Raw genomic sequence first — 14,185 nt, 5'->3', positions numbered from 1 at the left:
CGTACGAAGCTCACGGAGACGAGTGACTCATGGCCGCGAACAACCGCCGCATGTCCGGCAAGAAGGGCGCGCAGGTCGGCAGCGGCGGCAAGCGGCGCCGGGGCCTGGAGGGCAAGGGCCCGACCCCGCCCGCCGAGATGCGCAAGGGCCACGCCAAGCAGCGCGCCGCGGCGGCCAAGGTCCGCCGCTCCCAGGGCCGACCGCAGCAGCGCCGGGGCGGCGGCAAGTCGGCCTCCGAGCTGGTCGTGGGCCGTAACCCGGTCGTCGAGGCACTCCGTGAGGGAGTCCCCGCCTCGACCCTCTACGTCCAGCAGTTCATCGACAACGACGAGCGCGTCCGCGAGGCCCTCCAGCTCGCCGCCGAGCGCGGCGGCATCAACCTCATGGAGGCCCCGCGCCCCGAGCTGGACCGCATGACGAACGGTCTCAACCACCAGGGCCTCGTCCTGCAGGTCCCGCCGTACGAGTACGCGCACCCCGAGGACCTCGCCGACGCGGCCTACGACGAGGGCGTCGACCCGCTGATCGTCGCGCTGGACGGCGTCACCGACCCGCGCAACCTCGGCGCGGTCGTCCGCTCCGTCTCCGCCTTCGGCGGCCACGGCGTGGTCGTGCCCGAGCGCCGCTCGGCCGGCATGACCGCCGGCGCCTGGAAGACCTCCGCCGGCACGGCCGCCCGTACGCCGGTCGCGCGTGCCACCAACCTCACGCGCGCCCTGGAGGCCTACAAGAAGGCCGGCATCACGGTCGTGGGCCTGGCGGCGGACGGCGAGGTGGAACTCGGCGACCTGGAGGCGCTGGACGGCCCGGTCGTCATCGTCGTCGGCAGCGAGGGCAAGGGCCTGTCCCGCCTGGTCGGCGAGACCTGTGACTTCAGGGTCAGCATCCCGATGCCGGGCGGCGCGGAGTCCCTCAACGCCGGTGTGGCGGCGGGCATCGTGCTGTACGAGGCGGCGCGCCGGCGCAGCTGACACGAGGGCGCGCCGACGGGACTGAACACGCGTCCGGAACTTCACCCTTCCGGGGTAATTCCGGCGTCCATGTGGTGTTCGGGGCGGCTTTGACGGGGTCCGGACACATCCGCCCGGTCAAAGCAGTGTCCTAACTCCACGTCACTCGGTTAGATGAGTGTGGACACCAGAACACCCCGCACACCCACGGGGGACCGCTCGTCGGGCTTCCAGTCCGGGCCCGACGACGCTCCCGCGCTGAGCATGGTGAAGGTGCCGAGCGATCCGGCGCAGGTCATCGTCAATCACGCCAGCTTCCGCGTGCAGCTGGGCGCGTCGGCGAAACGCACCCAATCCCCGCGGATCGCCCGGCATCTGAGTGCCGCCCAGGACCCCACCCGGATGCCCGTCGTGGGCACGGCCGGCCGGGCGGGCGCCGCCGCCGTCGGCCGCCGCCGTCCCGTCGTGTGGAGCGGCAGGTCGGCCCCCGACGACACCGGCGCCCACCGGCTCCTCCAGGCGGTGCGGGGCAGCAGCGTCCGCCACGCCGAGGAGTCCGAGCCCGGCGCCACCCGGGTCATCCCGCGCGTGGGGACCGGGTACGCCGACGGCTACGACGCACTGGACCAGACGGTCGAGACCCCGGTCGTGGGCCACCAGCGCACCGCCCCCGACGCCACCAGCCTCCTGCCGCCCATGGGCACCGCGGCCGGCGCCTACGACGAACACCCCTACGCGGACCCCGACTTCGACTCGTACAACGGCTACGACGACTACAACGGCTACGACGACTACGACGAGTACGCCGACCCGGCCGACCCCGACGCCCCGCGCCCCTCCCGTCGTCACGGAGACGACCCGGCCCGGCACGCCTACTACCCCGGCCGCCGGATGAACCTGGGGGTGGTCCTCCTCCCCCTGCGCATCTTCCTGGGCTTCATCTCCATCTACGCCGGCATGGGCAAGCTGTGCGACCCCGTCTACTTCGACGGCGGCAAGCGCGGCTCGATGGTCAAGTGGCTCAACACTCTGCACCCGTGGGACGTGGCCGAGCCGCTGCGCCAGCTCGCCCTGCACCACCCCGTCGGCTCCGGCCTGGTCATCGCCTTCCTCCAGGTGGTCGTCGGCGTCCTCACCATCCTGGGCTGCTGGCAGCGCGTGGCCGCGGTGGTCGGCGCCCTGCTCTCCGCCGCGCTCATCGTCACCGTCAGCTGGAAGACGGTGCCCGCCTACGACGCCCCCGACATCATCTACCTCGCCGCCTGGTCGCCGCTGATCATCGCCGGCGCCCCCGTCTACTCCGTGGACGGCCGCCTCGCCGCCGGCGCCTGGCGTCGTCTCGGCCCCCGCGCCGACATCTGGGACCTGCGCCGCTACGTCCTGCGCCGTGGCGCCCTGATCACGGTCGTCACCGTCGGCCTCACCCTCCTCGTCGGCTCCCTGCTCGGGGGCGCCGTACGCGACTCCAGCCGGGTCGTCGTGCCCGGGCCGGGCGAGGCTCCCCGCAACAACCTCCCGGGCTCCGCACTGCCGCAGCAGCCCGGCAAGCGGCACGGGCACAGCCCGGCGGCCTCCACCTCGCCCTCGGGCGGCGCCACGGCCGGAGCGAGCCCGTCCGGCGCCGCCACGACCCCGGGCGCCACCCGCTCCGCCGGCGGTACGGTCACGACGCCCAGCCAGACCCAGGGCACCACGGGCCAGACCGCGCCCCGCCAGTCCGCCCCGACGGGCGGCGCCCCGAGCACGACAGCGGGCCCGACCAGCGCCGGCGGCACCTCGACCGGTGGCCCGTCGTCCTCGGGCGGCACCTCGGGCGGCTCGTCGTCCTCGGGCCAGCCGGGCCTGGTGGGCGGCCTGCTGGGCTGACGGCACGAGAGAAGAGAGGCCCCGTACCGACGCGGTACGGGGCCTTCTCGACGCTAGCGGCCCAGGGCCGCCAGTTCCTTGGCCGCCTCCGTCAGATCCTTCGCGGTGTCGATGGCCCTCCAGTACGCCCCCTGCGGAATGGGGAACCCGAAGAGCCTCCGCTCCCGGGCCAGCCCCGGAAACGTGGTCCGCTCATGGTCCCCCCGCTCCGGCAGCAGCGAGGCGAACTCGGGCGAGAACACGTACACACCGGCGTTGATCTCGGACGTCGACGGCGGAGCCTCGATGAAGTCGGTGATGTGCCCGAAGCCGTCGGTCTCCACCGCGCCCCAGGGGATGCGCGGGCGGGCCAGCGCCAGCGTCGCCGTGGCGTCCCGCTCGGTGTGGAAGTCGGCCATGTCCCGCAGGGAGAAGCGGGTCCAGATATCGCCGTTGGTGGCGTACCAGGGCCGGTCGGGGCGGGGGAGATGGGCGGCGGCGTACTTGAGGCCGCCGCCGCGGCCGAGGGGTTCGGTCTCCACCACGGTGGTGACGGAGACGGGAAGGTCGGCGGAGTCCAGCCACTTCTGCAGGACGTCGGCGAGGTGGCCGCAGGAGACCACCACGTCGGTCACGCCTTCTTCGGCGAGCCAGGTCAGCTGGTGGCCGATGATCGGGGTGCCCGTGCCGGGGATCTCGACCATCGGCTTGGGCCGGTCGTCGGTGTACGGACGCAGCCGGGAGCCCTGGCCACCGGCCAGGACCACGGCCTGAGTGGGGCGCAACGCGGCGTTGGGATGGGTCATGACGGCACTGTACGTGGCGCCCCGCGCGGGCCGGTCCGCGGCGGCGCGCTCCTCGGCGAGCCGTTACCCGGAGGAGCGGCCGCCGGCTACCCGGCGCGGCCCCGGTCCCGGCCGTGCGGTGAGCGCGCCGTGGGCGGCGGTCAGCTGTGTGCGGCGAGCACGCCGGAGGCGAACGCCGTGTCGCACACCGGGCGGGCGTAGGACTGGGCGCGCGGGGCGCCGTAGATGCGCACCGCGGCCTGGCCCAGGGCACGGGCGATGGAGGAGCAGTGCCGGGCCAGCGCGGGGTGTCCGTTGACCGCCTGCTGCAGGTGGGTGAGGACGTCACCCGGGTTCTTGTCCTGCAGCTCGCCGATCAGCTGGTCGCGGAGCACGTCCTGCGGGGCGTGGGAGACCGTCTTGGTGGAGACCTCCGCCGGGGAGACGTCCGAGGCGGCCAGCGCCGAGCTGGAGGGGCTTCCCGTCCAGTTGACCCGGGTGACCGCGAGGGTTCCCGAGAGCACCAGGACGACGGGCAGGACGAGGGCGAGAGTGCGGCCGATCCGGCGGGCAGGGCCGCCCCGGTGGCCGCGTCGCGTCTGAGGGATGGTGGAGTGCTTCACGCGTGTGAGGGTAGCGCGGGGTGATGATTTGGCGACATTTAGTCACCCCTTCGGGGGATGAAGTGGCCCCTCTTTCTGGGTAAGGGGTTGACGTGCCCCGCCCGGAACGCTCGCTGTGCCGGGGTATGTCCGAGGGAACGACTCACACGAAAGGGGCCCCGCGGCACTCCGCGGGGCCCCTTTCGTCAACTTCGGTGCGAACGCGCTGCTCAGTCGGAGAGGCGCTCACCCGAGGACGTCGAGAACACGTGGGTCTCGCCCGGGCGCGGCACGACGTGCAGCGTGGAGCCCTTCTCCGGGACCTGGCGGCCGTTGACGCGCACGACCAGGTCCTTGACCTCGCCGCCGACCTCGGCGGTGCCGTACACGTAGCCGTCGGCGCCCAGCTCCTCCACGACGTTCACGGAGACGGCGAGACCGGCCGGGGCGTCGGCGCTGTCCTTGGTGAGGGAGGCCGCGGCACCGCCGCCCAGCTCGACCACGTCGAAGTGCTCGGGCCGGACGCCGACCGTCACCGTGCGGTCGCCCTTGTCCGAGGCGGCCTTCAGGGCCTCCCGGTTGACCGGGACGACGCTGTTGCCGAACTTCACGCCGCCGTCGGTGATCGGGACCTCGACCAGGTTCATGGCCGGGGAGCCGATGAAGCCGGCGACGAAGAGGTTCGCGGGCCTGTCGTACATGTTGCGCGGCGAGTCCACCTGCTGCAGGAGGCCGTCCTTGAGCACGGCCACCCGGTCGCCCATCGTCATGGCCTCGACCTGGTCGTGGGTGACGTACACGGTGGTGATGCCGAGGCGGCGCTGCAGGGACGCGATCTGCGTACGGGTGCTCACCCGGAGCTTGGCGTCCAGGTTGGACAGCGGCTCGTCCATGAGGAAGACCTGCGGCTCACGCACGATCGCGCGGCCCATGGCGACACGCTGGCGCTGACCGCCGGAGAGCGCCTTCGGCTTGCGGTCCAGGTACTCGGTGAGGTCGAGGATCTTCGCGGCCTCCTCGACCTTCTGCCGGATCTCCGCCTTGTTGACGCCGGCGATCTTGAGCGCGAAGCCCATGTTGTCGGCGACCGTCATGTGCGGGTACAGCGCGTAGTTCTGGAACACCATGGCGATGTCCCGGTCCTTGGGCGGCAGGTGCGTGACGTCGCGGTCACCGATGCGGATGGCGCCGCCGTTGACGTCCTCCAGGCCCGCGAGCATCCGCAGCGAGGTGGACTTTCCGCAACCCGACGGGCCGACCAGGACGAGGAACTCGCCGTCCTCGATCGCGATGTCGAGACCGTCGACGGCGGGCTTGGTGGAACCCGGGTAGATCCGGGTCGCCTTGTCGAACGTGACAGTGGCCATGGTGAATGGGCCCCCTTCTACCGGCAGGAACGTGCCGGACGATCCGTTGTAGGAAGGTGGTGGTGTAGTCCACGCGGGTGAACTGGCTCACGACGGTACCTGCCGGTCACGCGCTCTGTCAGCACCTCAGGGACTGTGAACTTCGCGGGAATTTTCGACAGGAGGCGCCCGAGAGGTGGGTACACTGCACGGGCGCCCATGCGCAGGCCTCCTTAGCTCAGCTGGTCAGAGCACCGCTCTTGTAAAGCGAAGGTCGTCGGTTCGAATCCGACAGGGGGCTCTCATCCTGAGCAGCACAAACGCCCCGGCCGAAGATCGGTCCGGGGCGTTCGGCATCCACGGGTGGGATCGGTTCCTACCCGACGCTGCCTTCGGCCACGAGCTGCTTCGCGGCGGCCAGCACGCAGTCGCGCGGCACGATGACGGCCAGCTCGTCGGTGCCGATGGAAGCACCGAGCCGGCGCAGCTCCTCGGCGTCCGGCGCCTGGTCCGCCCTGACGACCTTGCCGATGACGAAGAAGTCGCCGTCCTCCATCTCGAAGACGTCGGGGCAGTTGTTCGCTCCGACTGACCCGCGCTCGGCGGGCGTCGATCCGATGCGGCGCATGAGGCTCCTTGCGGTGACAGGATCGGTGTTATGAACACCAATACGGACTGGGCGTACCGGGTGTTCGAGCCGCACGGCTCCGAGGGCTGGCGCCCCTACGGCAGCGATCCCGAGCGGTGGCAGGGCGCGATCACCGCCCCCGACTCGGCCGAGGGAGCCAAGCACGCCATCGGCCGCATCGTCGCCGACCTGATGTCCGAGTGGGAGAGGACCGGCCTCCACCACGCGATGCACGTGCGGGTCTTCCTCTGGCACGACGAGGAGGGCGACCTCGGGAACGCGGACTTCGTCGTGGAGGTGCGGCCCCGGTCGGACTTCGACGCGGCGTGACGGTCCGGGCGGCTCGCATTCGGCAGGGGGCTCTGGGTCCCCCTGCGCCAACGCCCTCACGGTTCGTGACCGTGAGGGCGTTGGCGGTAGGGGTTGACGGCTCCCGGGCCGGCGGCGCCGTCAGCTGATGGTCGTGATGCCGTCGGTGGTGACGGTCGGGCGGCCCGAGGTGCCGACCACCACGATCTTCAGGGTGTGTGTGGCGGAGCTGGACCAGCTCTTGGTCCAGATCGCCTGGCGGTAGAGCGTGGTGGCGGACTTCAGGTCCACCGTGGTGACCTTGGTGCCGTCGACGTAGACGTACGCCTGGCCCGAGGTGGAGGCCCGCGAGACGACCCAGGCCACCGAGCGTCCGGTGAAGGTCCAGCTGATCGAGGCCTTGGCGGACGAGGAGCTGTAGGAGTAGCCGCCCAGGTAGCTGGTGCTGCTCCGGCGGGTCCAGGTGCCGGTCCGGGTGGTGGACGTCTCCTGGACGATGTTCGGCGTCCGGTGGACGGAGGCGCCGCCGGTGTTCCCGGCCACGTCGTACGCCGTCAGCGCGAACAGGTCCGAGCCGGCGGGCTTGGCGCTGGTCTGCCAGGAGGTCACCGTCGGGCCGAAGGTGGCCGAGGCCGGCGAGGTGCCCATGACCTTGGCGAGCGCCGCGTTGTCGGCGGCCTTCCAGGTCACCGTGACCGGGACCGCGCCGGTGCTCACCGTGCCGGTGCGCAGCTGCACGCCGGGCGCGGTCGGGAAGGTGGGCGCGGTCGTGTCGCCGACCAGGGTGACCGAGCCGGACAGCGTGGTCGCCCCACGGACGTGGGTGGCGCGCACCTGGACGGTGTGGCTGCCGGAAGCGACCGGGACCGAGGCGGAGCGGGCGGAGCCGGAGGTGTGCGCCACGGCCTTGCCGTCGACCAGGACGTCGAAGCCGGAGATCACCGCGGACGGCGTGGCGGTCGTCCAGCTCACCGTGGCCGCGCCCTTGGTGTAGTAGCTCGTCCCGGACTTGGTCGCCCCGCCGGACATCCCGGTGACGGAGACCGTGCCGACCGGGCCGGCCGCGTAGGAGCGGATCGTGCTCAGGGCGTTGTAGAGCTGGTTGCCGGGGCAGTCGGTGGCGAAGCCGTTGCGGTGCCCGGAGATGGCGTTGAAGTTGTAGCTGTTGCTCAGGGTGAAGCCGTAACTGTCGGAGGCGCCCTCGGGCAGCGACGCGGTGGCGGTGCCGGGGTTCACGCCGGTCATGCCGAACTTCCAGGCCGCGATGCGGGCGATGGAGGCCAGCATCGCCTGGCTCGGCGTGGCCCCGGCGAAGGTGCTGGCCGTGGAGTCGCCGCCGCTGAGGTCGGTGTACGTGCCGATGGCGGCCACGCCCATGCTGTTGGTGTTGAACCCGTAGGTCTGGGCGCCCACGACCGGCAGCGCCGTCCCGCCGAAGCGGCCCTCGAAGATGGTGCCGCACTTGTCGACGAGGAAGTTGTAACCGAGGTCGCGCCAGCCCTGGTTGAGGTGCTCGGCGTAGATGCCGCGCACGATCGCCGGGGAGTCGGCGCAGGAGTAGTTGTTGGTGGTGTCCGTGTGGTGGACGAACATCACCTTCACCGCGGAGCCGTACGTCGGGTAACCCGATTCCCGCGCGCACTCGTCCGCGCCCCAGCCGGCCCGGGTGACCACGGTGGGCGGCGCCACCGTCGAGGTGGTCGCGGCCGGCATCGGGTCCGGTGGGGCCTGCGACGCCGACGCGGAGGGGCTGCCGGAGGAGGTCGTGCAGGACGGGTACGCCTCGGACAGCGACGGAAGCTGGCTGGGCCACGACGTCGGGGACGCGCTCGGCGAGGTGGAGGCGGAGGCGGAGGCAGAGGTCCCGGTGGACGGCGTGCCGGACGCGGTGTCCGTGGCCGTGGGGGTGTCGGTGGCCGGCGGGGTGTCCGGGGGCGGGGTGGTCGAGGCGTCGCCGCCCGCCGTGGCCGTCGCGGTGTCGCCCGGGGTGACGCTGTCCGCCGGTGTCGCCGTGGTCGCGTCCATGGCGTATGCCGCCGGGGCCATGCCGGAGGCCTGCGTCCCGTCCGTGCCGGGCTTGCCCGGGTCGACCAGGTCCACCCGCAGCCCGGCGGGCAGCGCGGTCTTCCGGCCCGCGCCGGTCGCGCGGACCTGGACTCCGTTCGACGGCCCCGACCACATGGGCGACATCCCGCCGCGCACGCCGGGCCGGTTCAGCTCGGCGGCGTCGGGGAGGTCGTCCGGCTGCTGCATCTTCAGCCAGGGTGTCCAGTGGCCGTCGGCGGCGGAACGGGTCCGTACCTCCACGGTGCCGCGCAGCTTGGCGTGCGCGCCGTTCCAGGTGACACCCACCATGCTGAACGGAGCCGTGGACCGGGCCCCCAGCGTCTTGACCGACGCGGTGGCCCCGGCCAGGGACAGGGAGTGGACATGCGTCTTGATCGGTCCGTGCGCGGCCGGCGCTCCCGCGTGGCCTCCCGAACCGGCCATCGCGACGGTCGCCACGGCGACGCCGCCGCCGGCGACGACCGCCCCCAGAGCCAGCCACGCGCGCTTCTTCAGACCGGCTCGGCGACGACCGTGCCGAACCCCGTGTTCAGTTCTCAATGCCCCACCCGGAAGCCCCGTAGTAGTTGTCTCGCAGCCATTGCGGGGCCACAGCTGTCACAGGAGTGCCCGGGAGTACCAGCGCACTCGGACGGTGAAGCGTCACACGGAGCGCCGGCCCGGGGTTTCCCCCAGGCCGGCGGGTGCTTTCGGCATGCGGGTCAGGGCAGGTACGAGCGGGTGTTGCTCGCCCACAGGGCGCCGCCCTTGCCCGTTCCGCCGGTGGATGTGTAGACGACGAAGTTGCCGTCGTTCTGCATCACCGCGTAGGCGCCGGAGTGCCCGTTGGTGTGGGTGGACCACAGGGCGGTGCCGGTGCTGGAGTAGACGACCAGGTTGCCGTCGGTCTGCATGGAGGCGTAGGCGCCGGAGTGGCCGGAGGTGCCGGTGGACCAGATCGCCTTGCCGTCGCGCCTGCGGTACATCACGAGGTTGCCGTCGGGCTGCATCACCAGGCGGGTGTACGTGGACTGGGTCCACCAGCCGCCCTTGAGCTTCTGGCCGGAGCCGATCGTCGCCGCGTGCACGTTGGTGCCGTCCGACCACAGGGAACCGCCGGTGCCCGGGCCGCCGCCGGCGCCGTAGACCACCAGGTTGCCGTCGTCCTGCACCAGGAGGTAGGCGCCGCTGTGGCCGTTGGTGTGGGTGGACCACAGGGCGGTGCCGCCGCTTGTGTAGACGACCAGGTTGCCGTCGGTCTGCATGTACGCGTACGCGCCGGAGTGGCCGGAGGTGTGGCTGGACCAGATCGCCGGGCCGCTGCCGCTCGTGCCGTTCGTCTTGAGGTAGGCGACCAGGTTGCCGTCGCTGCCCATGGTCAGCGTGATGTTCCCGCTGCTCAGCTTGTGGCCGGAGGTCAGCTTCCGGCCGGGCTGGAGCGAGTTGACGGTGTTCGCGCCGGCGGCGAAGGCGGTGGTGCCGTTCGGGGTGCCGAGGCCGGTCGGGCCGTCGTAGCCGGTGCCCGCGGTGCACAGGTAGCCCGGGGAGCAGCTGCCGTCGCTGCCCGTGGTGACGTCGTTCAGCGCCGACGTGTGGCCGTACGGGTAGGAGGACGGGTAGCTGTTCGCGGCCGGCGCGCCGGCGAGGGCGTAGGTGGCCGCGATGATCGGCGAGGAGGCGCTGGTGCCGCCGTAGACGTCCCAGCCGCCGGCGCCGTAGGTGTCGTAGACGGCGACGCCGGTGGCCGGGTCGGCGACGGCGGAGACGTCCGCGACCGTGCGGTGGGCGCAGCCGGTGTCGGTCTGCCAGGTGGGCTTGGCCTCGTCGGCGGAGCAGCCGGAGCCCGTGCCGTCGGCCGAGTCGGTGGACCACACCGACTCGCTCCAGCCGCGGGTGTTGCCCGAGCGGCTGAGCGAGGTGCCGCCGACCGCGGTGACGTAGGGGGAGGAGGCCGGGAACTCGGCACCGTAGCCGCTGTCGCCCGCGCTGACCGTGAAGGCGACGCCGGGGTGGTTGAAGTACTGGACGTCGGCGGTGGTCTCGGTCGGGTCCTCGGTGCCGCCGAAGGAGTTGGAGACGTACTTGGCGCCGAGGGCGACGGCCTCGTTCTCGGCGGTGCCGATGTCGCTCGTGCTCGCGGAGGAGGCCTCGACGAGCGTGATGTGGCACTGCGGGCAGACGGCGCTGACCATGTCGAGGTCGAGGGAGATCTCGCCGGCCCAGCCCGCGTCGGCGCTCGGGTAGGTGGTGCCGCCGGTCTGGTTCACCTTGTGGAAGCAGCCGTTGGCGGTGGTGCAGGCGGGGAGGCCGTACTGGGACCGGTAGGCGGCCAGGTCGGACTCGGCGGCGGGGTCGTCCATGGCGTCGACGATCGCGACCGTCCGGCCCGAACCGGCACTGCCGGACGGCAGGTTGTAGGCGCTCTGCAGGTCCGCGGGGCCGTAGCCGGGCGGTGTGGTGGCCGGGCTGACGGCCAGGCGCTGGACGATGTCGGTGCGGGCCTCGGCGAGGCACGCCACATGGCCCGGTGTGGTGGCGTGGGCGCACAGGTGCTTGATGTGGGCCGCCGCGTGGGGCGGCGGCGCCGCGAAGGCGGGTGCGGTGAGCCATGTGGCGGACAGTCCGGCGGACATGAGCGCCGTGGTGGACAGCAGGGCGGCGGTGGATGCCGCCCGACGTCTCCCTGGGAGCAAGGAAGTGTCCTTCTGGTGTGGTGGTGTTGGAGACCGAACGGTCTGCCGGTGACAGTCGAATGCTGCCGAGCCACGTCGACCACGAACAATGAGGAACGAGTAAAGGCTTGATCGGAATCAGGTACGGAGCCGGCGCGCCGGCGGACCCCGGCCGCCTCGAAGCGGTTGACCAGCGCGGGCCACAGCTCGGAGCCGGGGTCGCCGGCCGGCGGCTCGGGGTCGATGGCGAGCCGGTCGGCGCGCTCGGCGGCGAGGACGTTGTCGAAGTGCGGGTCCCAGTGGAGGAGCCGGTCGCCGGGCTCGGCGACGACCTCGCGCACGGCGGCCGCGCGGTCGGCGACCGTCCGGCGGGCCGCGAGGTCGGGGACGCGCTCCAGCGCCCACGGGGTCTGCTCCAGCATGGCGTGGGCGATGCCCCCGAGCCGGCGCATGCCTGGTGGCGCAGGGAAGGACGTGAGACGGGCCGGCAGCCGGGCGATGACCTCGACGGCCTCGCGGGTGTCGGCCGGCGCGGAGAGCGTCCGGGACTCGTCCAGGCGCTCCAGGAGCATGGTGCCGGTGGCCGGGTCGTGGTCGAGGAGCCGTACGGCCCGTCGCCGTCCCAGGTCCGCAGCGCGACCGGGTCGCCCTCGCTCTCCTCGTCCTGCGGCTGGAGCTTGAGGACGGCGCGCGAGCCGTCGGCGCGGACGACCGGCAGGGCCGGCGCGCTGACGCCGTTCATGGCGGGCCCGTCGAGCCGCAGCCGCCGGCGGTCCAGGAAGGCGGTCGCGAGATCCGGCAGCCCGGCGATGAAGGCCCGGCCCGCCGCGCAGTAGTACATCTCCTGGGCCTCCGCGAGATCACCGGGAATGTCGATCACGCGCCGGACGATACTGGCGTGCGTGAATCGGCTCATGCGAAATATCCGGGGCCTCGGCGGCGTGTGGGCGTACATCCGCAGCGCTCCCGGCACGTACGTGTGGCTGGCGGTGCTGTTCGTGACCACTGTCGCGCTGCACCAGATGTCGCCGGAGTTCGAGCAGCACTTCCTGCGGCAGCGCTCGACCAACATCCATGAGTTGTCGCGCAATCCGGTACGGGTGCTCGTCGCGAGCGCGATGTGGATCGACAGCGGCCGCTGGCTGCCGTACATCCTGATGTACACGGTGTTCCACGCGCCGGTCGAGCGCTGGCTGGGCACGGCCCGCTGGCTCGCGGTGTGCGCGCTGGCGCACGTGCTGGCCACGCTGATCAGCGAGGGCGCCCTGCTGAAGGCGATCCGGGACGGCATCGTGCCGCACTCGGCGGTCAACACCCTGGACGTCGGTGTGAGTTACGCGCTGGCCGGGGTGATCGGCGTGCTCGCCTTCCGGATGGCGCCGCCCTGGCGGTACGCGTACCTGGTGGTGGTGCTGCTGGTGTTCGGGCTGCCGCTGACCTCGGGGCCGACCTTCACCGACCTCGGTCATTTCGTGTCCGTACTGATCGGTCTCGCCTGTTATCCGCTGACCCGGGGCCGCGGAAAAGCATGGAATCCGAAGGAGACACTGGCGGCCCTGAGGGGTTAACGTCCCGGCCATGAGCAGCTCGGCAAGCAGCGTCGTCAACGGCGGGATCTCCTTCTGGTACACGGACGACGGCCTTCCGGCGGTGCGGGAGCCGCTGTCCGGGGACGCGTCCGCCGACGTCGTGATCATCGGCGGCGGCTACACGGGCCTGTGGACGGCGTACTACCTGAAGAAGGCCGCCCCCTTCCTGCGGATCACCGTCCTGGAGCAGAAGTTCTGCGGGTACGGCGCCTCCGGCCGCAACGGCGGCTGGCTGTACAACGGCGTCGCGGGCCGCGACCGGTACGCGAGGCTGCACGGCCACGAGGCCGCCGTACGGCTGCAGAAGGCGATGAACGACACCGTCGCCGAGGTGATCGCGGTCGCCGGGGCCGAGGGCATCGAGGCGGACGTGCACCGCGGCGGTGTCCTCGAAGTGGCCACCACACCCGCCCAGTTGGCCCGCCTCAAGGCCTTCCACGAGCACGAGCTGGCGTACGGCGAGAAGGACCGGGAGCTGTACGGCGCCCGGGAGACCGCCGAGCGGATCCGGATCGCGGACGCGGTCGGCTCCACCTGGACCCCGCACGGTGCCCGGCTGCACCCGGTGAAGCTGGTCAAGGGCCTGGCGGCCGTGGTGGAGGCCCTCGGCGTCACCATCCACGAGTCGACCCCGGTGACCGAGATCCGCCCCAAGCACGCGGTCACCCCGTACGGCACGGTCCGCGCGCCCTACGTCCTGCGCTGCACCGAGGGCTTCACGGCCTCCCTCAGGGGCCAGAAGCGCACCTGGCTGCCGATGAACTCCTCGATGATCGCGACCGAGCCGCTGACCGAGGAGCAGTGGGAGTCGATCGGCTGGGCGGGCCGCGAGACCCTCGGCGACATGGCGCACGCCTACATGTACGCCCAGCGCACCGCCGACGGCCGGATCGCGCTCGGCGGCCGCGGGGTGCCGTACCGCTTCGGCTCGCGCACCGACAACGACGGCCGCACCCAGGCGGCGACCGTGGAGGCGCTGCGGGAGATCCTGACCCGCTTCTTCCCGTCCCTGGCCGGGGTCCGGGTGGCCCACGCCTGGTCGGGCGTCCTCGGCGTGCCGCGCGACTGGTGCGCCACCGTCACCCTGGACCGCTCGACGGGCCTCGGCTGGGCCGGCGGCTACGTCGGCTCGGGTGTCGCCACCACCAACCTGGCCGCCCGCACCCTGCGCGACCTGGTCCAGCAGGACTCCGGCCAGGGCGGCCGCACCGAGCTCACCGACCTGCCGTGGGTCGGCCACAAGGTCCGCAAGTGGGAGCCGGAACCCTTCCGCTGGCTCGGCGTCCACGGCATGTACGCCACCTACCGCACCGCCGACCGGCGTGAACGCCTCCGCCCCGGCACGGCTTCCTCCCGCCTGGCGAGGATCGCGGACCGGGTGGCGGGACGGCACTGAGGGGTGTGCCGGGGGTG

Annotated in this window: 11 protein-coding genes, 1 tRNA gene and 1 pseudogene; 6 read left to right on the top strand and 7 right to left on the bottom strand. The window is 72.3% G+C overall.

The window, feature by feature from the left end; translation table 11 throughout:
• Positions 1-29 precede the first annotated feature (29 nt).
• Both rlmB and AB0D93_RS07980 read left to right on the top strand, forming a co-directional pair.
• On the top strand, positions 30-971 hold the full coding sequence (gene rlmB, locus AB0D93_RS07985; RefSeq protein ID WP_362114751.1) for a 23S rRNA (guanosine(2251)-2'-O)-methyltransferase RlmB: 942 nt from the start codon (positions 30-32) through the stop codon (positions 969-971).
• 153 nt (positions 972-1,124) lie between these two features.
• On the top strand, positions 1,125-2,816 hold the full coding sequence (locus AB0D93_RS07980) for a DoxX family membrane protein (protein WP_362114748.1): 1,692 nt from the start codon (positions 1,125-1,127) through the stop codon (positions 2,814-2,816).
• 53 nt (positions 2,817-2,869) lie between these two features.
• On the opposite strand, the gene AB0D93_RS07975 is transcribed toward AB0D93_RS07980, so the two are convergent.
• The 3 genes from AB0D93_RS07975 to ugpC form a co-directional block, all read right to left on the bottom strand.
• The gene (locus AB0D93_RS07975) at positions 2,870-3,601 is read right to left on the bottom strand and encodes a nucleotidyltransferase family protein (protein WP_362114745.1); all 732 of its coding nucleotides are present in this window, start codon (positions 3,599-3,601) and stop codon (positions 2,870-2,872) included.
• A gap of 140 nt (positions 3,602-3,741) precedes the next feature.
• Positions 3,742-4,203: a hypothetical protein gene (locus tag AB0D93_RS07970; protein WP_362114742.1), complete on the bottom strand. Its 462-nt coding sequence runs from the start codon at positions 4,201-4,203 to the stop codon at positions 3,742-3,744.
• A 209-nt stretch (positions 4,204-4,412) separates the two neighbouring features.
• On the bottom strand, positions 4,413-5,549 hold the full coding sequence (gene ugpC / locus AB0D93_RS07965) for a sn-glycerol-3-phosphate ABC transporter ATP-binding protein UgpC (protein WP_362114739.1): 1,137 nt from the start codon (positions 5,547-5,549) through the stop codon (positions 4,413-4,415).
• 206 nt (positions 5,550-5,755) lie between these two features.
• Here ugpC and AB0D93_RS07960 point away from each other — a divergent pair.
• A tRNA-Thr gene (locus AB0D93_RS07960) sits at positions 5,756-5,829 on the top strand.
• Between the two features lie 75 nt (positions 5,830-5,904).
• On the opposite strand, the gene AB0D93_RS07955 is transcribed toward AB0D93_RS07960, so the two are convergent.
• Positions 5,905-6,156, bottom strand: a complete 252-nt coding sequence (locus AB0D93_RS07955) for a hypothetical protein (RefSeq protein ID WP_362114736.1) — start codon at positions 6,154-6,156, stop codon at positions 5,905-5,907.
• Between the two features lie 30 nt (positions 6,157-6,186).
• Between AB0D93_RS07955 and AB0D93_RS07950 the strand changes: the two genes are divergently transcribed.
• On the top strand, positions 6,187-6,486 hold the full coding sequence (locus AB0D93_RS07950) for a hypothetical protein (protein ID WP_362114733.1): 300 nt from the start codon (positions 6,187-6,189) through the stop codon (positions 6,484-6,486).
• A gap of 120 nt (positions 6,487-6,606) precedes the next feature.
• Here AB0D93_RS07950 and AB0D93_RS07945 read toward each other — a convergent pair whose 3' ends face one another.
• The 3 genes and pseudogenes from AB0D93_RS07945 to AB0D93_RS07935 all read right to left on the bottom strand — a co-directional run.
• Positions 6,607-9,072, bottom strand: coding sequence for an N-acetylmuramoyl-L-alanine amidase (locus tag AB0D93_RS07945; protein ID WP_362114730.1), 2,466 nt, complete (start codon positions 9,070-9,072; stop codon positions 6,607-6,609).
• 161 nt (positions 9,073-9,233) lie between these two features.
• Positions 9,234-11,144, bottom strand: a complete 1,911-nt coding sequence (locus tag AB0D93_RS07940; protein ID WP_362114727.1) for a hypothetical protein — start codon at positions 11,142-11,144, stop codon at positions 9,234-9,236.
• A 215-nt stretch (positions 11,145-11,359) separates the two neighbouring features.
• Positions 11,360-12,099 (bottom strand): annotated as a pseudogene (locus tag AB0D93_RS07935) (aminoglycoside phosphotransferase family protein); the annotation flags it as partial.
• On the opposite strand from AB0D93_RS07935, the gene AB0D93_RS07930 reads away from it, so the two are divergent.
• Together AB0D93_RS07930 and AB0D93_RS07925 are read left to right on the top strand one after the other, a co-directional pair.
• Complete coding sequence (locus tag AB0D93_RS07930; RefSeq protein ID WP_362114724.1) at positions 12,098-12,751, top strand: rhomboid-like protein; 654 nt, start codon at positions 12,098-12,100, stop codon at positions 12,749-12,751. The pseudogene AB0D93_RS07935 and the gene AB0D93_RS07930 overlap by 2 nt on opposite strands.
• Before the next feature lie 10 nt (positions 12,752-12,761).
• A complete protein-coding gene (locus tag AB0D93_RS07925) occupies positions 12,762-14,168 on the top strand; it encodes an FAD-dependent oxidoreductase (RefSeq protein WP_362114721.1) in 1,407 nt (468 codons plus the stop codon).
• Positions 14,169-14,185 lie beyond the last annotated feature (17 nt).

This window comes from Streptomyces sp. NPDC048191 (assembly GCF_040652655.1).
Taxonomy (GTDB): Bacteria; Actinomycetota; Actinomycetes; order Streptomycetales; family Streptomycetaceae; genus Streptomyces.
The sequence above is the reverse complement of the archived record's forward strand: the minus strand, read 5'-3'. Positions and strand labels throughout refer to the sequence as shown.